We start from the raw sequence: 18,279 nt of genomic DNA on the forward strand, positions 1-18,279 counted from the left end.
GACACCCTTGCCGTCCGGCTAGTGGTTCCCCTTGCCGGGCCCACAGGGGACTTGCACCCCCAAGTCATCCGGCCAGCACCACCTAGACCGGAACAGCGCCCGTCAAGGCGCTACGCGCCATGCCTGGCGCACCAAAAAAAATGGCGACCCTGCGGTCGCCATTTTCAACGTTTGCTCAAGTTATTAAGAGCATCAAGGGCTTTATTGGCCGAGGTAGCTGCGGTACATCCATACCGTCTTTTCCTGCTGAGAGATGTAGTCACTCATCAACGCAACGGTGCCCTCATCGTCAGCATCGCCAGCCAGGTGTAGCAACTCCCGCTGCTTGCCAATCAGTTTGGCGAAACTGTCTACGATGTTTTCAACAGCATCCTTACCATCGGCCACATCCTTTCGCTCTGGCACTTCGGATTTTTCGATGTAGGTGCTGTAGGCGTGTGCGGGCCGATGCCCGAGTGTAAGCACCCGCTCAGCAATTTCATCAATCTTCAGCAACAGATCGTCATAAAGCTCCTCAAACTTGGCGTGCAGTTCGAAAAAGTTGTCGCCTTTGATGTTCCAGTGATAGCCACGAACGTTCATGTAGAAGATCTGGTAATTGGATAGCAGATCGTTCAGTGCGTTCGCCAGGCTCTGGGTCTTTTCAGTGTCCAGCCCAATAAAGTTCTTGCTCATAACGTGTCTCCTTGACAGTTATCGGAATGTACTGGCCATTAAACTAACCAGAAACAATGAATAGATAAAGTTTAGTTTTCCAATATTATCGATAGCTATTGACAATCCATGGCAGCAACAAATGATAGCCAGGGACTATCAAAAATCTGAATATTATTTATTTAACAACAATTCTCAATTGCTATTGAATGGACCCATATCCATCGCACCTGCGGAGCTGTCTATGAGTGCCCTGAAGATGTTTTTCCATGACCATGGTTCAAAGGGTGACAACTCGTTGCTGAAAACCATCACATTTGCCATTACTCACTTCACCGTGGCCTTTACCGTTGCTTACCTGCTGACCGGCGACCTCCTGATTGGCAGCCTGATTGCCATGGTGGAACCAGCGATCAACACGGTTGCCTATTTCTTTCATGAGAAGATATGGGCGCGCAGGCAACAGATTACAAGGGGCGCCCCTGGTGCGGAGACAACCCCGGTTGCACAAAGTTTCTGAGCGGGGCGGTCCCCTTGACTCTAGCCACCCGGACCGCAATCCAGGCAACGCTCAATCGGTTGTGGGCCGATATCCAGCTTACGGTTGAGGTCACGTAACGCTGTTCGGACCCCCTCCTCGATCACCGGGTGGTAAAACGGCATAGTCAGCATCTCGCTCACGGTCATGCGCTTTTGCAGCGACCAGGCCAGCAAGTGGCCGATGTGTTCGGCTGCGGGACCAAACATCTCCGCGCCCAGAAATAACCCACTGCCTCGCTCCCCATATACATGCAGCAAGCCCTTGTTGGCGCCAATAACACGGCTGCGCCCCTGCCCTTCAAATGAGACCTCACCAACGGCATAGCCCTCCTTACAACGCTCATTGGCTTCTTTGAGGGTCATCCCCACCGTGGCAATCTGTGGATCGGTGAACACGATGCCCAATGGCACCCTGCGCAGTCCGGCCCGCACATCCGGGTATCGAGCCGCATTATCGCCGGCTATTCGCCCCTCATCAGCCGCCTCATGGAGCAGTGGCACTTCATTGTTGGCATCTCCCCCGATGAAGATATGACTGTCACCGCACTGAAGTGTGTAGTGATCGAACAGTGGCGAGCCATGATCATCCTGGGCAATATCCGCATTCTGCATGTCCAGACTGTCGACATTGGGGCGACGGCCGGTGGCCGCCAGCACATAGTCGAACGTTTCCGTGATCTCACCACGGTCCGCGTCCGAAAAACGAATGCGAACACCATCGTCCGTTCGCTCAACCGACCGGACCTTGGCGCTGGTATCCAACGGAAATTCTTCATTGAATGTTTTCAGTGCGTAGTTGCGGATTGCGTCCTCCTGAAGCGGCCCGAGGCTTCCGCTGACACCGAACATCCGCACCCGAACCCCCAGCCGACTGAGCGCCTGCCCCAGCTCCAGGCCGATTATGCCGGGACCGAATACGGCAACGGAATCAGGCAGGTCGTCCCACTCGAAAACGTCATCGTTCACCACCAGTCGGTCCTTGGCGTCCTTGAGAAAGCCGGGGATGTTCGGCCGGGAACCGGTGGCAATGACCACACGCGCGGCCTCCACTTCCACTTTCTCGCCGACAACAATCCGGTGGGGCGACAGGAACCGGGCCTGACCACGAAGTCGATGAGCGTCGGGGAACCCCTCTACCGCCTCCACCACAAAGCTGACGAACCGGTCCCGCTCCCTGCGAACACGCGCCATCACCTCTTTGCCATCAATTCGGACATCACCGGGGTGAACACCGAATATCGGCGCCTTTTGCAACTGATGGGCGCTGTCTGCTGCCGCAATCAAGAGCTTGCTGGGCATGCAGCCCACACTGGCACAGGTGGTACCGTAGGCACCGCCTTCAATCATAACGATATTGTCCGTATGCTTGCGGGCAGCGCGATAGGCGCTCATGCCGGCAGTACCCGCGCCAATAACAGCCACATCGACCTTACGTTTTTCCACGTCTACCTCTCCCCTGACCCGAATGCGAAATTCATGGTGTAGCCTGAGTATAGGAGTGAATACAGAAAACGGTTTAGTACCAAATCAAAGAAATTACCGTAGTCGGCACAGGACTTTTTTGGCCGCGCCTTCTAAACTGACGCCCTGCACCGGAGCTTCCCAGGAGAAAAAACGCATGCACAACTACTGGCCGGAATTCATCACCGTCGCCCTCGTCCATTTCCTGGCCGTCGCCAGCCCGGGGCCAGATTTTGCCGTGATGCTTCGCCAGGCGCTGTGCCAAAGCCGCCGCAACGCCCTGCTGACGGCCGTCGGTATTGGCACCGGCATTCTGATTCACGTGGGGTATTCCCTTTTGGGCATTGGCCTGATTATCCAGCAGTCGCTGGTGCTGTTCAGCATTCTCAAGATTATTGGCGCCCTGTATCTCACCTGGATCGCGATACAGTGTCTGCGCTCGAAAGCCGGTGGTATTCATGTAGAAACGGAAAACGGTGAGCTGCAATCCGGACTGGCGGCCTTTAGGCTTGGTTTCCTGACCAATACCCTGAATCCGAAGGCAACACTGTTCTTTGTGTCACTCTTTTCCGTGATCATCAGCCCGGGTACGCCGATTGCGATTCAAACGGGTTATGGCGCCTATATGGCGGTGGCCACGGGCCTGTGGTTCATGGCCGTGGCAGTGTTCTTCACCCTGCCGCAGATCCGCAAGGGGTTTAACCGTTTCGGCTATTGGCTGGACCGGCTGATGGGAGGCGTTCTGTTGTTGCTGGCGGGGCAGTTGCTGTTTTCAACGGTTTCCGGAGATGGAAACCTTCCGGGAAAAGAATGATCAGAGCGGTCCTGGCCCGTTTTCAGGCAAACCAGGCAAGCCGGGGCGCCGGTCTGTAGGCCTCTCCCAGAACCGTGGAGCGCCAGGGATGGCGCGACCGAGCCCTACAGGGACGTATTTACGGGCGTGTTCTGGGAGAGGCCTACAGACCGGCGCATGCGCCAAGCCATAACTCACAAGCTACGCAACAGCTCTTCCGTTTGCTTCCAGCCAATGCAGGGATCTGTCAGGGAGCATCCGTAAATCAAATCGTCGCTATCATTCTGACGCCCCTCTTCAAGAAAACTTTCCAGCATCAAACCAACGATGCGTGAATTACCTGCGCGTTTCTGGGCCATCACTTCGCGAGCGATAACAAGTTGCCGCTCAGATTGTTTCTGTGCGTTGTCATGACTGCAATCGACCATCACCGAAACAGAAACACCTGCGCCGGACAAGGCACCCATGGCCTCGCGAATACTCTCGGCGTCGTAGTTTGTAATACCTCGCCCGCCCCGTAATACCACGTGTGTATCGGGGTTGCCCTCAGTGGTAATCATCGCGGGTGCGCCATTACTGCCAACGCCGAAGCAGTGATGGGGACGGGCCGCAGACTTCATGGCATTGATGGCAACGCCAATACTGCCGTCGGTGCCATTCTTGAAACCGGTCGGCATCGGCAGACCGCTGACCATTTCACGGTGAACCTGGGACTCGGTGGTGCGGGCACCGATGGCGGTCCAACTAACGAGGTCGCCGAGGTAATCCATGGCGAACGGGCTCAGGGCTTCCGTGGCCAACGGCAGGCCCATGTCTGACAGGTTCAACAGCAGGCGCCGGGAACGCAACAGGCCTTCGTTGAGATTTCCGCTGCCAGTGCGCTCGGGGTCATAGAGCAGGCCTTTCCAGCCAACGGTGGTTCGGGGTTTTTCGAGGTAGGTACGCATCACGATCAGGAAACGGTCGCTGACATCATCCGCCAGGGCTTTGAGCTTCTCGCCATACTCCAATGCCGCCACTTCGTCGTGGATGGAGCAGGGGCCGACGACCACCAGCGTTCTCGGGTCCTCGCCGTTGAGTATCCGGCGAATAGCATCCCGGTGCTGGCGAATCCGCGCCTGCAGGTGAGCAGGAACCGGCAGGCTGGTTCGCAGTTCGGCTGGTGTCGGCAGCGGCACTTCCCGGGTTCCCGGCTCAGCCTTTGATGGCTGCTGGGTCTCGTTCAGTGTCTCAATGTTCAGCGACATGTTCATGGTCAGTGTTCCCGTTTCCCTGTGTCAGAATCAAAAAAGCCCCGGCTGGTGGCTACCAGTCGGGGCTTTTTGAGTCCGGTGGCAGCCTGGGTTTCTGCCGGGCTGCCTTCCTCGTTATTCGGTCGATGAAGATCTTATGGGCGGCCCGGGCTCTGGCTAAAATAGCCATAACCAAACCACCAGAAAAACACAGCAGCGACCGCAGCGATCGATTTTTCACCGAAAGCTTGCAGAACATTCAATTGACAGGTCGCGTGTGTCGTCTTCATGCTTTCCAATATATATCCCCGGTTTCCGGCTTTGCAACCCGTAAATTCGGTTTTTTGCCGGTATTGCGGCCCTACCAGTCCCGGAGTCACTCATGAACACAGCGATGAATCGTCGGCCTTCGCTTTCTTTGTTGCTGATCCTGCTGCTTTTTTCAGGCGCTCTAGCAGCGGCGCCTGAGGCCCGCACCTACCAGTTGGCACAGCGCTCCGCAGAGGGTGTGGCGCAACAGATTCGCGAACTTTACCCGGATGGCCAGGTGTCCATCACCGCTCGCGGACAGCAAATGGTGGTTCGTGGTGAACCAGAGCTGCTGGATGAAATCGGTAGGCTGGTGCATACCATGGACGTCGCCCCCTCACAGATGCGCATAACGGTTCGGTCCCGTCACAACGTGGATGCCAAAACTGGTGGCGGCGGGTTTTCCGTCAACAACAACCAGGTCAGAGTCCAGGCAGAGCGCAAGGTCACCACAACACGGCGGAATCAGGAACGCACGCTGATCGTTCAGGATGGGCAATCCGCTCATATTTCCTCTGGCCAGGTCCGCACCGTTCCTGTCGCCATCCGCGGGGGCCGTAATCCAGCAGCGTTTCTGGGACAGATCGAAACCCGAAGCGGCTTCCTGGTCAGTCCGCAGGTGATTTCAGATCAGGCGGTCGAATTGAACATTGTCTCTTTTGAGGAAGACCCGAAGGGCAACCCGCCCGGCTACGACACCGAGGCAGTGATGACGATACGTCGGGTAGAACCCGGTGAATGGGTGGAACTTGGCAGCACGCGCCAACAGCGAGTAGGCGAGCAGTCCGGCATCACCTACCAAACCGGGAACAGCCGCCGCCAGAACCAGACCTTCGAGGTAAAGGTTGATGTTCTTTAAGGCCTGTCAGGCACGGCGTTTCAGCAAGACACTCTTGGCTTCGTTGATTTTTGCCGCCAGGTAATCGTTGCCGCCTCGATCGGGATGGAGTTTCTGGATCAAACGTCGATGCGACTGCACAATCTCGTCGTCTGTGCAGTCTGGCGCAACCCCCAGAACCTCACAGGCTTCGCTAACCGACATATTGCCGGAACTGGCGGCTGCCTGCCCGCGTTGCCCGCCTTGATAGTGGTCGGTGTTTTCATAATCAGGTTCACGGTGCCGGTTTTGACCGAACAGGCGGCTGGCCATCGGGGCAAACTTCAGCAACGCTGGCAGCTTTCTCAGCAGCGGTAAAAGGGCGGCCACTGCGGCGGTCAGTACATGCACCCGCCCCGTCAGCACCATGAATAGAAGCACTGCAGCGCCTGCCACCAACACGATTTTCCAGGTGGCGGCCTTTTTCTTCTCCGGCGATAACGCGCCCCACTGTTTCAGGACAATAAATACGGCTGCCGCCAGTGCAATACCAAGAATCCATTGCATTCGCCAATCCTTATCGATGACCGGGTCGTAAATCTGTCATTCTTGTTTGGCAACCTAGTGAACGGGATGAGCCCTCGGCCCCGCCTGGGCAAGGCAGGTGAAGGCGCCTGGAGCACAGTAATTGTACGCATTTTCACTGACAAATCAGTGACAGCAACCCTCTCGCTTGTATAGGATGCTATTCTTTACGGTTTGTTGACGACTCCTTGCCAACACAGCCCCCGGCGAGCCGGGCAACTCCATCCCTACGGGATCAGGAGCCTGCAAAGCTAACACGATTACCTGTAACGGACATACGACCCAGGACCTGAATTATGCGCACTGCCTCCCGCTTCCTGATTGTACTCATCTTTCTCGGTGTCGTGCTCGGCGGCATTTTTGGTTACAAGTTCTACCAGTTTGGCCAGATGAAGGAACAGTTTTCCCAGCCGCAGCCGCCGGCGAAAATTTCCGCGACCATGGCCAGCACTGAGATGTGGACACCTGAGATCAAAGCCGTTGGCAGCGTGGAAGCCATCAACGGTATTGAAGTGGCGAACGAAGTTTCCGGTGTGGTTGAGACCATCGCGTTCGAGTCAGGTGATACGGTGAAAAAAGGCGACATCCTGATCCGTCTGGACGCAGCCATTGATGAAGCTGCATTGCGCACTCGCCGCGCCGAGGCACAGCTCGCGGAGCAGGAGTTCAAGCGAGTGTCCGACCTGCTTCCCAAGCGCGCCGTGTCGCAATCCCAGTACGATGAAGCCAAGGCCAATTTTGACGCAGCACGGGCAAGGGTCAATGAAGCCGAAGCCCAGTTGAGCAAGAAAATCATCCGTGCGCCTTTCGACGGCAAGCTTGGCCTTCGGCTGGTGGATCAGGGCGAATACATCGGTACCGGTACGCCGATTGTCGAAATCAATATGCTCGATCCGATCTACGTGGATTACACCCTCTCGGAAAAAGACCTGCCCATGGTGCAACAGGGCTACGACGTAGTGGCCACTGTCGCTGCCATCCCCGACAGTCATTTTGCCGGCCAGGTCAGTGCCATCAACACGTCGGTTAACCCGCAAACCCGTACCGTCCGGATTCGTGCCACGCTTGGCAACGAAGACAATCAGCTTCGCCCGGGCATGTTCGCCACGGTAGCAACCAGGCAACCCCAGGACCGGGAAGTTGTCACCGTGCCGCGAACCGCCGTTTCCTACAACACCTACGGCGATTTCGTGTTCGTTGTCGAAGAGAATGATGACGGTGAATTGGTCGTCAATCGTCGCACCATCCAGACCGGCAATACCCGGGATAGTCGCGTTGCGGTGCTTGATGGCCTGAAAGAAGGCGAGCAGGTCGTCTCTAAGGGTCTGCTGAGATTGAGGGCGGGCCAGCGCGTTGAAGTCCAGGAAGATGAACAGCCGGCGGAGGCGTCCAAGTAATGCGTTTCACCGACATATTCATACAGCGCCCCGTCCTGGCGACGGTGGTCAGCCTGCTGATCCTGCTGCTCGGGGCCCGGGCAGCGATGGAGATGGAAATCCGTCAGTACCCGGAACTTGAGAGCACCACCGTCACGGTGACAACCGCCTACCCCGGTGCGGGCTCTGAGCTGGTAAAAGGGTTCATCACCACGCCTTTGCAGCAGGCCATCGCCGAAGCCAGTGGCATCGACTACCTCACGTCCACAAGTTCCCAGGGACAGTCCACCATTGAAGCCAAGATGGTGCTGAACTACGACGCCAACGCGGCGCTGGCCGAGATTCAGGCGAAAGTGGCCAGTCAGCGCAATGTACTGCCCGCCGATGCGCAGGACCCGGTCATAACCTCCACAACCGGCGATTCCACCGCGTTGATGTATATCGCCTTTTACAGCGATGAGCTGGAGGTGCCCCAGATCACGGACTACCTGACGCGGGTGGTACAGCCCAAGCTGCAGGCATTGTCCGGCGTCGGCAAGGCCGATCTGCTGGGGCGGCAGTTCGCCCTGCGGGTCTGGCTTGACCCCGAGCGCTTGTCTGCTGTCGATATGACGCCGCAGGAAGTGGTGGATGTACTGCTGCGCAACAACTATCAGGCGGCCGTAGGCAATACCAAGGGCAAATACACCAAGATCAGTATGACCAGCGACACCGACGTCGGTGACCCGGAGCAGTTCAAGGATCTGGTGGTCAAAGAATCCGACGGCTCACTGATCCGCCTGCGGGACATTGCCCGCGTTGAACTGGGTTCCGAAACCTACGACCAGCTCGCCCTGTACAAGGGGCAGCCAGCAACCTACGTGGCCATTGAGCTGTCACCTGGCGCTAACCCGTTGACGGTCGCAAAGCTGGTCAAAGATGAATTGCCGGGTATTGAAAGCCAGTTGCCGTCCGGCATGAACGTCCGTCTGGCCTACGATGCATCCGACTTTATCGACAGTTCGATCAAAGAGGTTATCCAGACACTGCTGGAGGCGCTGGTTATCGTTCTGGTGGTGGTCTTCATCTGCCTGGGCTCGGTCAGGGCGGCGGTGGTTCCGTCCGTGGCGGTGCCTCTGTCTCTGGTTGGCGGCGCCTTTTTCATGCTGATGATGGGCTTTTCACTGAACCTGCTGACACTGCTATCGATGGTACTCGCCATCGGTCTTGTCGTGGACGATGCGATCATCATGGTGGAAAACGTTCACCGCCACATTGAAGAGGGCGAGTCCCGCTTCAACGCGGCCCTGAATGGGGCCCGCGAAATGGCAACGCCGATCATCGCCATGACCACCACCCTGGTGGCGGTCTACGCTCCTATCGGGTTCATGGGGGGACTGGTTGGCTCACTGTTCACCGAGTTCGCGTTTACCCTGGCCGGCACCGTCGTGATTTCCGGCATCGTGGCACTGACTCTTTCGCCGATGCTGTCCGGCAAGATCCTCAAGCCCCACGGCAATCCGGGTCGGTTCGAGCAGGTCGTGGAGCGCTCCTTCGGCGGCCTGGCCAATGGGTACAAACGTGCTCTTGCGTCATTGATGGACACCAAGTCCGTGGTGATCTTCTTCGCCATCGTGGTGTTGGGATCCATCTATTTCATGGTGGCCATGAGCCAGAACGAGCTGGCGCCCACCGAAGACCAGGGTATCCTGTTCTATCAGGGGCTTGGACCCCAAACGTCCACCCTCGACTATCTCCAGGAACACGGAGATGAAGTTCAGGAGCGTATGTCGACGGTACCTGGCTACCATGAGGATTTCATGATTCTCGGCATCACCGGGCCCAACGCCGTGTTCGGCGGCTTCAAGATGAAGCCCTGGTCCGAGCGCGACATCAGCCAGTTCGAGGTTCAGCCACAGTTCGACCAGGAATTGAAGAACGTCACCGGCCTGCAGACCGCCGTTTTCCCCCGGCCTTCCCTGCCGGGCTCCGGCGGTGGTCTGCCCTTCCAGTTCGTGATTACCACGGGCGAGGATTACGAGCGCCTGAATGACGTTGCCAATGACCTGCTCGGGCAGGCCATGCAAAGCGGCAACTTCATGTTCCTGCAGAAATCCATCGACTTTGACCGCCCGGTTACCCGCATTAAGGTCGACCGTGACCGGGTAGCAGATCTGGGGCTATCGATGCAGGACGTTGGTCGCGCCATGTCCAGCATGCTGGGCGGCGGCTACATCAACCGCTTTAACATGCAGGGCCGGTCATATCAGGTCATTCCCCAGGTCGATCAGGAGTTCCGCCTGGACGAGCAGGCGCTCAATGACTACTACATTCGTGCCGACAGCGGCAGCCTGGTACCCCTGTCCAGCGTCATCAGCTTCCAGAAAGACGTGGAACCGTCACAACGTACTCAGTTCAACCAGTTGAACTCATTGACACTGCAGGGCGTTGTGACACCGGGCGTGACGGTGGGCGATGCCATGGCCTTCATGGAGAATGCCGCCGCAGACAGCTTCCCCCAGGGCTTCTCATTCGACTACACCGGGGAATCGCGTCAGTTTGCGAACCAGGGTAGCGCATTGGTGGTTACCTTCTTCCTGTCATTGCTGGTGATCTATCTGGTGCTGGCAGCCCAGTTCGAAAGCTGGCGCGACCCCTTCATCATCCTTGTTTCAGTACCGATGTCGGTGGCTGGAGCCATGGCCTTCATTGTGCTCGGCTTTGCCACCATGAACATCTACACTCAGGTGGGGCTGATAACCCTCATCGGTGTTGTCTCCAAGAACGGGATACTGATCGTGGAATTCGCCAACCAGTTGCAGGTGGACAAAGGCCTGAACAAGCGCGAGGCAGTCGTGGAAGCTGCAGCTATCCGTCTGCGCCCGATCGTCATGACCTCCCTGGCGCTGATCTTTGCCATGGTTCCATTGTTGATTGCAGTAGGCCCGGGCGCGGAAAGCCGGTTCGCCATCGGCCTGACCATCAGTGCAGGCCTGGGCATCGGCACGCTGTTCACCATTTTCGTGTTGCCCGCGTTCTACATCCTGCTGGGCCGTGACCACCACGGCTCCACGGCGGATGACGACGCAAATGGCAGCACCGGGAACACGGCTCACGCCCAGTGACCCTCGGAACGCTCTTCTGGCTGTTTGTAGCCGGCTTCGCCACCTGGTACTGGTGGCGGGCCAAGGCCATCAAGGACTTTGTGCTTCAGGCAGCCAGGAACTACTGCAAGAAAATGGATGTGATGCTGCTGGACGACGCCGTGTACCTACGTGGCGTATGGTTCAAACGTGATGAAAACGGCCGTACCCGGGTGTGGCGCCGCTTCCTGTTTGAATTCACTTCAACCGGGGAGGAGCGGTACCTTGGCCGAATCATCATGCTCGGCCCTCGCATCATCCATATGGAACTGGACCCCCATCGTTTCGGCCCGGACCTCTAACCTCCGGGCACATCCCCCCGTAGACGCGACAGATCACCTCCCCCAAATGGGCGATTCTTACGCCCGCCCCAATCGCAAATAATCCTCCACGCATTGGCGACAAAAAGCCGCCCGCACAGGGTGTGCTTCCTCACAAAAACAACAGGAGTCAACCATGCGTAAACTCATCACTTTCGCGGTGATCATGAGCTGTGCCGTGCTTGCAGCACCCACGCTCAGCCATGCCAGCTATACCAAAACAAAGCATCCCATCGTACTGGTCCACGGTGTGACCGGTTTCAATACCATCGGTGGTCTAATCAACTACTTCCACAATGTGCCCTGGAACCTTGAGCGCAGCGGTGCCCGGGTATATTCCGCCAGCGTGTCCTTTGTGAACGGCAGCGAACAGCGTGGCCAGCAACTCGCCAACTACATCAACGGGCTTGGGCATTCGAAGGTCAACATCATGGCCCACAGTCAGGGCGCGCCCACCTCCCGCGTGACCGCCTCGCTTATTCCCCACAAAGTTGCCTCGGTAACATCCATCAATGGCGTCAACAAAGGCTCAAAAGTCGCGGACGTCGCGCGGGGAATCATTCCTCCCGGCAGCTATGTGGAAGGTGGCGCTGGCGCCATTGCCAACGCGCTTGGCGATCTGGTCAACGCATTGTCCGGCTCCAACAACCCCCAGGATGGTGTTGCAGCGCTGGAAACCCTGACCACGCGAGGCACCACGCAGTTGAACAATGCCCTCGGCTGGAAAGGGGTGAACCGATGGTCCTGCGCGGGCACCAATGAAGACGTGTGGATCAACGGCAACCGGATCAAGTTCTTCTCCTGGACCGGCACATCCGTCTGGACCAACTGGACCGACATCACCGACCCGTTCCTGGGCGTTACCTCGCTGGCTTTCGGCAACGAACCCAATGATGGCCTGGTCGGCGAATGTTCCACCAAGATGGGCAACGTCATCGGCACCCACTACGACATGAACCACGTAGATGCCATCAATCACCTGTTCGGCGCTCGTTCGTGGCGGACCAATCCGATCTCGCTCTATCGCAGCCATGCCAACCGCCTGAAAAACCGCGGGCTTTAACCCTCGCGTTTTCGAGTCTGAACCGTCACCGGGCGCCCCGCTGATGCGCGCCCGGCGACGACACTTGCCGAGGCAGGACAATGGGTATGAACAATAGCGACAGACTGAACAAGAAGGCTTTCCTTCCCCTGATGATGACCGTTCCGGTGGTGGTTGCCTGTGTGTGGCTCCTGCTGGCAGAGGAACCACACGGTGAAGCAACGACACAGAAAACGAGTACTCCCGCCACCGCCTCAGAACAACCCAAACCCGGTATTGCGGAGGTGCCACGTGCCATTGGCGAGGATGCCCCTGTGCCCTACCAGACACCCGATAGTCTGGGAGACCAACCGTTTGCCAGTTCCCTCGCGGGTACAAACATTGACGGCACCTTACGGGCCGACGCCAACGGCGAATTGATCATTGATCTGGAAACCCGTGACTTCTTCGACTACTTCCTGAACACCATTGGCGAGGTATCGGCCGAGCAGGCACTCGACCAGATCGAAACCCTGGTCCAACAGAGTCTGCCGGAACGCGCTGCCCGCGAGGCCATGACCCTGCTCAACCAGTACCTGGCGTACAAGGATGCCTCTCTTGCACTTGGCAACCAGGGACTCGACCCCGCACGGCAGCACGATCCCGCATACCAGTTGGACATGCTCAAAGGTGCATTGGCCGACATGAAACAATTGCGCCGGCGCATGTTCTCCGCCGACACTCACGAGGCCTTTTTCAGGCTGGAGGAAGCCTACGGCGACTATACCCTCGCCAGTCTTGAGATCCAGCAGCGCACCGACCTTTCCGCCGAAGCAAAAAACACACTGGCTGAATGGCATCGACAGCAGCTTCCTGAGGTCATCCGCCGCACCGAAACCCGCATGATTGAGGAAAGCGGGGACCACCGGGTAAGACAACAGGCGTTATCCGAAGCCGACTCACCCTCCGAGGCCGGACGCAGACTCCGGGAACTGGGCGTTGATGATGCCCAAGCCAGAGAAGTGGTCGCCTACATGGAGGAACGGGAGCAGTTCGACAGCCAATACCAGCAGTTCCAGCAGGCACTGGCGAGTCTGGACAACTCCGGGTTGGCGGAAGAGGACAGGGCCACCCAGGAGAACCGGTTACTGAAGCAGCATTTTGAGACCGAACAGACCCGCACCTGGGCTAGACTGCGGGCATTGGAGCCACAATCACCATAGTGTGCTCCAATGCCATTCCTGACTATCTGGCCGGCGTAAACTGGAGGTAACGACAACGACAACCGGACAGTCCTCGATGATTTTTTCCCAGCTTCGGGATCAACGGGCCAACGGGTTTCGACGGCTGCGGTTTGAGCCTGCGCTGGAAGCCCACTATCGCAGAGTCAGGGACGAAGGCATACGGTCACGCGCACGGCTGGTCTCCGCCAGTGCGCTGACGCTGTTCCTGGTATATACCCTGTTGGATTCCCTGATGCTGCCCCCGGCCATCGCACGGGATACCATCGCAGTTCGGCTTATGGTCACCTGCCCGGTCATCATCGGCGTGTGGTGGCTGTCCTATCGAGACATTCGCGACGATCATTTCGTTAAGATCTATGCGCTCGCCTATCTGGTTGGCGGCCTCAGTGTGGTGGGCATTATTGGGCTTGCACGCCTGGAGAACCACCCACTGCCCTATGAAGGCATCCTGCTGATGCTGATGTTTGGCTACTTCGTAATGGGCATCCCGTTTCGCACGGTTTCCGGCGCCTCCCTGCTGGTCATCATTGCCTATCTTTGGGTGGAGTACGCCACCGGTTCGGGGGCTCACCAACTCATGATTAACGGGTTTTTCATAGGCACTGCCAACATCATCGGGATGGTAGGGTCCTGGCTCAGTGAACACCGTCAGAGAGCCCACTTTTTGGATCGCCAGATGCTCAACGCCTCCAAACAACAGGCCGAACAGGAGAATCACCGCAAGACCCGACTTATTACTGTCGCCAGCCACGATCTTCGTCAGCCCCTGAACGTGATCAGCCTGATTCTGGAAAACCTCACCGCTGACGGTCTGCCAGTCGAACAGCAGTCTCTGGTGTCGCGACTGAAATCCTCGGTCACCCATTTCAACAACCTGCTGGCCTCGGTTCTGGATATCTCCCGCATCCAGGAGGGCATGATATCCCCTGAGCCCACCAGGCTTTGTACGTGGCAGGTCATACGGCAGGTATCTGAAACGTTTAGCGAGCAGGTACAACGCCCGGGCGCGCAGCTAGTCATCCATAAACCCGCCACCGGCAGTGGGGTGTTTGCCGACCCGCAATTGCTGCACCGCGTGCTCCAGAACCTGGTAACGAATGCCCTGGAACATAGCGACGCCACTCGCATTGATCTTCGAGCCCGTCAGGACAACGGAAAGCTGTGCTTCGAGGTACAGGATGATGGCCGGGGCATCGATGACGGCAGCCTCAAGCAGATCTTCACTCCCTTTTTTCGCAACAGTCAGCGCCAGCGTAGTTGCCCCGGCCTGGGGCTCGGGCTGGCCATTGTCCATGAGCTCACGGGCATGATGGAGGGACATTGCAACGTCCGTTCATCGCCAGGGCAAGGCGCCTGTTTCCGGGTTTTCCTGCCGGCAACGCCCGCACCACAGACAACGGAGTCCGTTTCCGGAGCGGCTGTTCCACCTTCCGCTCACTCACCCTCACTGGTGGTTGTGGAGGATCACGATGAGGCTCGTCACTGGACCTGCGAAACCCTGGCGTCCTGGGGCTACAGCGTGAGAGGCGTTGCCAGCGCGGAACAGGCAATCACCCGTTGGGGCGCATCGTCCAACGCTATTCTGGTCAGTGACGTCCACCTCCCGGAAATGTCTGGCGATGCCCTCTACGATCGGCTTTTCGCTCGCAAGTCGGTCCGCGGTGGCATCCTGATGACGGCTGATACAACGATTCCCCAGGGCTACGACTCTGAACGCAGACTCTGGGTACTGCACAAACCGCTGATACCCATGAGGCTGCGAGCCGCGATTACCCAACTGGATCGTCTTGCTGACTGATCGCGTCAGAGCAGTCCCAGTGCTCTTGCCTCGGCGACACATTCGGTCCGGTTGTGAACACCTAAATGGGTGAAAATCGCTTTCAGGTGAGTCTTCACCGTGTGCTCGGTGAGATCGAGGGCCTGGCAAATCCGCTTGTTGGGAAGCCCATCCGCCAAGAGTGTAAGAACCTCCAGTTGGCGTGGGGTCAGGTGCTCCGGGCTCAGGGAAGGAAACGGCAACGACGGATAGAACAACTGGCCGTTGCTGACCCGCTGGACCATTCGAAGCAGCGAGCGGCGGCCAGCAGACTTGGGCAGAAACCCCACGGCGCCCGCAGAGCGTGCCGCTCGTACTGAGGCCTCGTCCTCGCGGCTGGAGATGACCACCACGGAAATCGGCAGCCCGATCTGTTCAAGCTCGGAAAACAACGACAGGCCCGCCTCCCCTTGCAACGTCAGGTCCAGCAGGACAAGAGAGGTTTCCGGCCGCGAACGGAGATCGTCCACCGCGTCCGCGACCGAGGCTACCGTTGCAACCTCCCGGGCGATCTGCTCCTGCTCAAGAATCGCCGTAATTCCAAACAGGAAAAATGGATGATCATCCACGATCAGCACGCGGGCCAAGGGAAGGCAGTCTCCGGATGACAGTAGCGCACAGTCGGCGTTATCAGCCGTTCTGGTGTCCATGGGTTTCTCCGCAAAATGGCTGTTATTGTTACTGCGGTGCGGAATACTATACGGATGAAAACAGGAATCGACCGTTCGCTGTTTAACAGTTTTGATGCATACCCCTTCCACCACCTGTGCAGGTGCAGGGTGTAATCGCTATACTGGCGCCATGACACTTTCTCACCTGTTTGGATCAAAGCATTGATGTCTGGACGTTTTCTGGCACTTCTACTCTCAGTGCTCATGCCCGTTATTGCCAATGCCGACCGCCCCAAAATGGCGGTTGTCACGTCGAACTACCCACCTTACCAATACCTGGAAGACGGTGAAGTGAAGGGCACCCATACAGAAACCATCCGCCAGATTCTTGTGAGGATGGGCTATGACCCTGTTTTCCGGCTTGTACCCTGGGCCCGGGCGGAAGCCAGCGCTCGTGCCGGAACCTCAGACCTGATCTACTCCCTGACTCACTCGCCAAACCGCGCCCGCCACTACCACTTCACCAACCCCATCAGCGAGGCACGCGATGTGTTTTTCAGTCTCTCCGACCGGGGCCTTCAGTGGCAGGAGCTGGATGACCTGGCAGGCCTGAGGGTTGGGTTATCCGCCTTCTACAGTTATGCCCCAGAGTTCATGGACTGGCTGGCCGCCGGCAATGCCCGGGTGATCCAGATCAGCCAGGAGTCTCCGGAACTCACGGGACTGAAAATGATTGCCTATGGCCGTATCGATCTGTTTATCTGCGAAGAAACTGTCTGTCGATATCTGATCGACAAACACATCGCCGACCACCCAGAGCTGGCAAATGTGTCCGCAATGCCGCGAACCGTTGGCGAAGTACGAAGTTTTCGGGCGGCATTCTCCCGCCAGCACCCGAAAGGCGAGGCGCTCCGTAACGAATTCAACAAGGTATTGGCCGAGCTGAAACCCAGCGATTCCGACTAGCGCCTGCGGCAATCACCTATCCCTGAAACCACACAGGCGCTTAAAGGTTTCCTATACTGCGGTCTGTACCCCCTCAACCAACAGACCGGAACCATGGACATCCAGACTGATCACCGCTACGCCATCAACCTGAACGTCAGGGGCATACAGCCCTCCGCCACCCTCCGCATTAACGAACTCAGTAACCAACTGCGCGCCGAAGGCCGGGACATTATCAAACTGGGCCTAGGCCAGTCGCCGTTCCCGGTGCCCGAACGCGTGGTCGATGCCCTGCGCGAGCATGCCCATGAGAAGGATTACCTTCCAGTGAAAGGCCTTAAGGCCCTGCGGGAATCGATCTCGGGTTACATCAATCGCAGTGAACGTATGCGCTGCACCTGGGAAGATGTGCTGATCGGCCCCGGATCCAAGGAACTGCTGTTCATGCTGCAGCTGGCCTACTATGGCGACTTGCTGATTCCGCGCCCAAGCTGGGTATCCTACGCGCCTCAGGCCCGCATTATCGGCCGTTCGGTACACTGGCTGCCAACGCACGCGGAAAACAACTGGCAGCTGACGGCAGAAGAACTGGACATCATCTGCCGCGACGACCCGTCACGGCCGCGCATACTGATCATGAACTATCCATCCAACCCAACGGGCTGCACCTACACAGACGACCAGTTGCTGGCCATTGCCAACGTCGCCCGCAAGTACAAGCTCATCCTGCTGTCGGACGAGATCTATGGCGAAGTCCACTTCGAGGGCCGGCACAAGTCCATTGCCCGCTATTACCCCGAAGGCACGATCATCAGCACCGGCCTGAGCAAGTGGGCTGGCGCGGGTGGCTGGCGCCTCGGTACGTTTATTTTCCCGCCGGAGTTGCGGCCATTACAGGACGCCATGGCAATCATCGCCAGCGAAACCTACACCGCAACCAGTGCTCCGATCCAACATGCGGCCATTGCCGCATTTAATGGTGGCGAAGACCTGGATGAGTACCTGAAGCAGTCACGCCGGGTGCTCAAGGTGGTGGGCGAATACCTCCATCGCCGCCTGACGGATATGGGGGCCGTGGTGCAAAAGCCCGAGGGTGCGTTCTACCTGTTCCCGGACTTTTCCAACTTCCGCGAGGCTTTGGCGCGTCGAGACATCAAAACCAGCCAGGCACTGTGTCAGTCGCTGCTGGAAAATACCGGCGTGGCCATCCTGCCGGCCAGTGATTTCGGCTTTGTCCCGGACCATCTTGCCGCACGTCTCGCGTTTGTGGATTTTGACGGTGCTGAGGCTCTGGCGCTGGCCGGAACGGAGTACGGTGAACAGGAACTGAGCGACGATTTCGTCAAACAGGCCTGTCCGCGACTGGTGACCGCCATGGACAAGATGGAGCAGTGGCTCACCGGCCTGTAACAGGGTCGTGATAGACTGGCGCC

16 protein-coding genes are annotated in these 18,279 nt (G+C 57.8%); 11 read left to right on the forward strand and 5 right to left on the reverse strand.

The window, feature by feature from the left end; all coding sequences use genetic code 11:
* Positions 1–201: 201 nt before the first annotated feature.
* On the reverse strand, positions 202–675 hold the full coding sequence (locus AC13D2_RS04595) for a Dps family protein (protein WP_007154203.1): 474 nt from the start codon (positions 673–675) through the stop codon (positions 202–204).
* Between the two features lie 223 nt (positions 676–898).
* Between AC13D2_RS04595 and AC13D2_RS04600 the strand changes: the two genes are divergently transcribed.
* Positions 899–1,174, forward strand: a complete 276-nt coding sequence (locus AC13D2_RS04600) for a DUF2061 domain-containing protein (RefSeq protein WP_007154204.1) — start codon at positions 899–901, stop codon at positions 1,172–1,174.
* Positions 1,175–1,194: 20 nt separating this feature from the next.
* Here the strand turns inward: AC13D2_RS04600 and AC13D2_RS04605 are convergent, their stop codons facing one another.
* Complete coding sequence (locus AC13D2_RS04605) at positions 1,195–2,637, reverse strand: dihydrolipoyl dehydrogenase (RefSeq protein WP_286809996.1); 1,443 nt, start codon at positions 2,635–2,637, stop codon at positions 1,195–1,197.
* A gap of 175 nt (positions 2,638–2,812) precedes the next feature.
* Here AC13D2_RS04605 and AC13D2_RS04610 point away from each other — a divergent pair, with 175 nt between their 5' ends.
* Positions 2,813–3,469: a LysE family translocator gene (locus AC13D2_RS04610; RefSeq protein WP_286809997.1), complete on the forward strand. Its 657-nt coding sequence runs from the start codon at positions 2,813–2,815 to the stop codon at positions 3,467–3,469.
* A gap of 173 nt (positions 3,470–3,642) precedes the next feature.
* On the opposite strand, the gene AC13D2_RS04615 is transcribed toward AC13D2_RS04610, so the two are convergent.
* The gene (locus AC13D2_RS04615) at positions 3,643–4,701 is read right to left on the reverse strand and encodes a 3-deoxy-7-phosphoheptulonate synthase (RefSeq protein WP_286809998.1); all 1,059 of its coding nucleotides are present in this window, start codon (positions 4,699–4,701) and stop codon (positions 3,643–3,645) included.
* Positions 4,702–5,062: 361 nt separating this feature from the next.
* Here AC13D2_RS04615 and AC13D2_RS04620 point away from each other — a divergent pair, with 361 nt between their 5' ends.
* Complete coding sequence (locus AC13D2_RS04620; RefSeq protein WP_482938269.1) at positions 5,063–5,848, forward strand: secretin N-terminal domain-containing protein; 786 nt, start codon at positions 5,063–5,065, stop codon at positions 5,846–5,848.
* A gap of 6 nt (positions 5,849–5,854) precedes the next feature.
* On the opposite strand, the gene AC13D2_RS04625 is transcribed toward AC13D2_RS04620, so the two are convergent.
* Complete coding sequence (locus tag AC13D2_RS04625) at positions 5,855–6,373, reverse strand: DnaJ domain-containing protein (protein WP_286810000.1); 519 nt, start codon at positions 6,371–6,373, stop codon at positions 5,855–5,857.
* A 314-nt stretch (positions 6,374–6,687) separates the two neighbouring features.
* Between AC13D2_RS04625 and AC13D2_RS04630 the strand changes: the two genes are divergently transcribed.
* From AC13D2_RS04630 to AC13D2_RS04655, 6 genes are all read left to right on the forward strand, one after another.
* Positions 6,688–7,788, forward strand: a complete 1,101-nt coding sequence (locus AC13D2_RS04630; protein WP_286810001.1) for an efflux RND transporter periplasmic adaptor subunit — start codon at positions 6,688–6,690, stop codon at positions 7,786–7,788.
* Entirely contained in the window at positions 7,788–10,871 is a 3,084-nt protein-coding gene (locus tag AC13D2_RS04635; protein WP_292046975.1) for an efflux RND transporter permease subunit, read from the forward strand. The genes AC13D2_RS04630 and AC13D2_RS04635 overlap by 1 nt, the downstream gene beginning before the upstream one ends.
* Complete coding sequence (locus AC13D2_RS04640) at positions 10,868–11,191, forward strand: DUF3301 domain-containing protein (RefSeq protein ID WP_290497963.1); 324 nt, start codon at positions 10,868–10,870, stop codon at positions 11,189–11,191. Before AC13D2_RS04635 ends, AC13D2_RS04640 begins: the two co-directional genes overlap by 4 nt.
* Positions 11,192–11,345: 154 nt before the next feature.
* Complete coding sequence (locus AC13D2_RS04645; RefSeq protein WP_290497965.1) at positions 11,346–12,272, forward strand: esterase/lipase family protein; 927 nt, start codon at positions 11,346–11,348, stop codon at positions 12,270–12,272.
* Between the two features lie 86 nt (positions 12,273–12,358).
* On the forward strand, positions 12,359–13,453 hold the full coding sequence (locus AC13D2_RS04650; protein ID WP_482938270.1) for a lipase secretion chaperone: 1,095 nt from the start codon (positions 12,359–12,361) through the stop codon (positions 13,451–13,453).
* 76 nt (positions 13,454–13,529) lie between these two features.
* On the forward strand, positions 13,530–15,272 hold the full coding sequence (locus tag AC13D2_RS04655; protein WP_482938271.1) for a hybrid sensor histidine kinase/response regulator: 1,743 nt from the start codon (positions 13,530–13,532) through the stop codon (positions 15,270–15,272).
* 5 nt (positions 15,273–15,277) lie between these two features.
* On the opposite strand, the gene AC13D2_RS04660 is transcribed toward AC13D2_RS04655, so the two are convergent.
* Positions 15,278–15,940: a response regulator gene (locus AC13D2_RS04660; protein ID WP_482938272.1), complete on the reverse strand. Its 663-nt coding sequence runs from the start codon at positions 15,938–15,940 to the stop codon at positions 15,278–15,280.
* Between the two features lie 186 nt (positions 15,941–16,126).
* Between AC13D2_RS04660 and AC13D2_RS04665 the strand changes: the two genes are divergently transcribed.
* Positions 16,127–16,867 (forward strand): substrate-binding periplasmic protein, encoded by a 741-nt coding sequence (locus AC13D2_RS04665; RefSeq protein WP_482938273.1) that lies wholly within the window; start codon positions 16,127–16,129, stop codon positions 16,865–16,867.
* Positions 16,868–16,960: 93 nt separating this feature from the next.
* Entirely contained in the window at positions 16,961–18,256 is a 1,296-nt protein-coding gene (locus AC13D2_RS04670) for a pyridoxal phosphate-dependent aminotransferase (RefSeq protein WP_482938274.1), read from the forward strand.
* Positions 18,257–18,279: the final 23 nt, after the last annotated feature.

The sequence above is a fragment of the Marinobacter sp. B-12 genome, assembly GCF_056857915.1.

What these genes read in the sequence shown, in the direction of transcription:
- AC13D2_RS04595 (WP_007154203.1), bottom strand. Translation starts at nt 675, where the DNA reads ATGAGCAAGAACTTTATTGGGCTGGACACTGAAAAGACCCAGAGCCTG.
- AC13D2_RS04630 (WP_286810001.1), top strand. Translation starts at nt 6,688, where the DNA reads ATGCGCACTGCCTCCCGCTTCCTGATTGTACTCATCTTTCTCGGTGTC.
- AC13D2_RS04645 (WP_290497965.1), top strand. Translation starts at nt 11,346, where the DNA reads ATGCGTAAACTCATCACTTTCGCGGTGATCATGAGCTGTGCCGTGCTT.
- AC13D2_RS04600 (WP_007154204.1), top strand. Translation starts at nt 899, where the DNA reads ATGAGTGCCCTGAAGATGTTTTTCCATGACCATGGTTCAAAGGGTGAC.
- AC13D2_RS04650 (WP_482938270.1), top strand. Translation starts at nt 12,359, where the DNA reads ATGAACAATAGCGACAGACTGAACAAGAAGGCTTTCCTTCCCCTGATG.
- AC13D2_RS04655 (WP_482938271.1), top strand. Translation starts at nt 13,530, where the DNA reads ATGATTTTTTCCCAGCTTCGGGATCAACGGGCCAACGGGTTTCGACGG.
- AC13D2_RS04625 (WP_286810000.1), bottom strand. Translation starts at nt 6,373, where the DNA reads ATGCAATGGATTCTTGGTATTGCACTGGCGGCAGCCGTATTTATTGTC.
- AC13D2_RS04635 (WP_292046975.1), top strand. Translation starts at nt 7,788, where the DNA reads ATGCGTTTCACCGACATATTCATACAGCGCCCCGTCCTGGCGACGGTG.
- AC13D2_RS04665 (WP_482938273.1), top strand. Translation starts at nt 16,127, where the DNA reads ATGTCTGGACGTTTTCTGGCACTTCTACTCTCAGTGCTCATGCCCGTT.
- AC13D2_RS04620 (WP_482938269.1), top strand. Translation starts at nt 5,063, where the DNA reads ATGAACACAGCGATGAATCGTCGGCCTTCGCTTTCTTTGTTGCTGATC.
- AC13D2_RS04670 (WP_482938274.1), top strand. Translation starts at nt 16,961, where the DNA reads ATGGACATCCAGACTGATCACCGCTACGCCATCAACCTGAACGTCAGG.
- AC13D2_RS04660 (WP_482938272.1), bottom strand. Translation starts at nt 15,940, where the DNA reads ATGGACACCAGAACGGCTGATAACGCCGACTGTGCGCTACTGTCATCC.
- AC13D2_RS04615 (WP_286809998.1), bottom strand. Translation starts at nt 4,701, where the DNA reads ATGAACATGTCGCTGAACATTGAGACACTGAACGAGACCCAGCAGCCA.
- AC13D2_RS04610 (WP_286809997.1), top strand. Translation starts at nt 2,813, where the DNA reads ATGCACAACTACTGGCCGGAATTCATCACCGTCGCCCTCGTCCATTTC.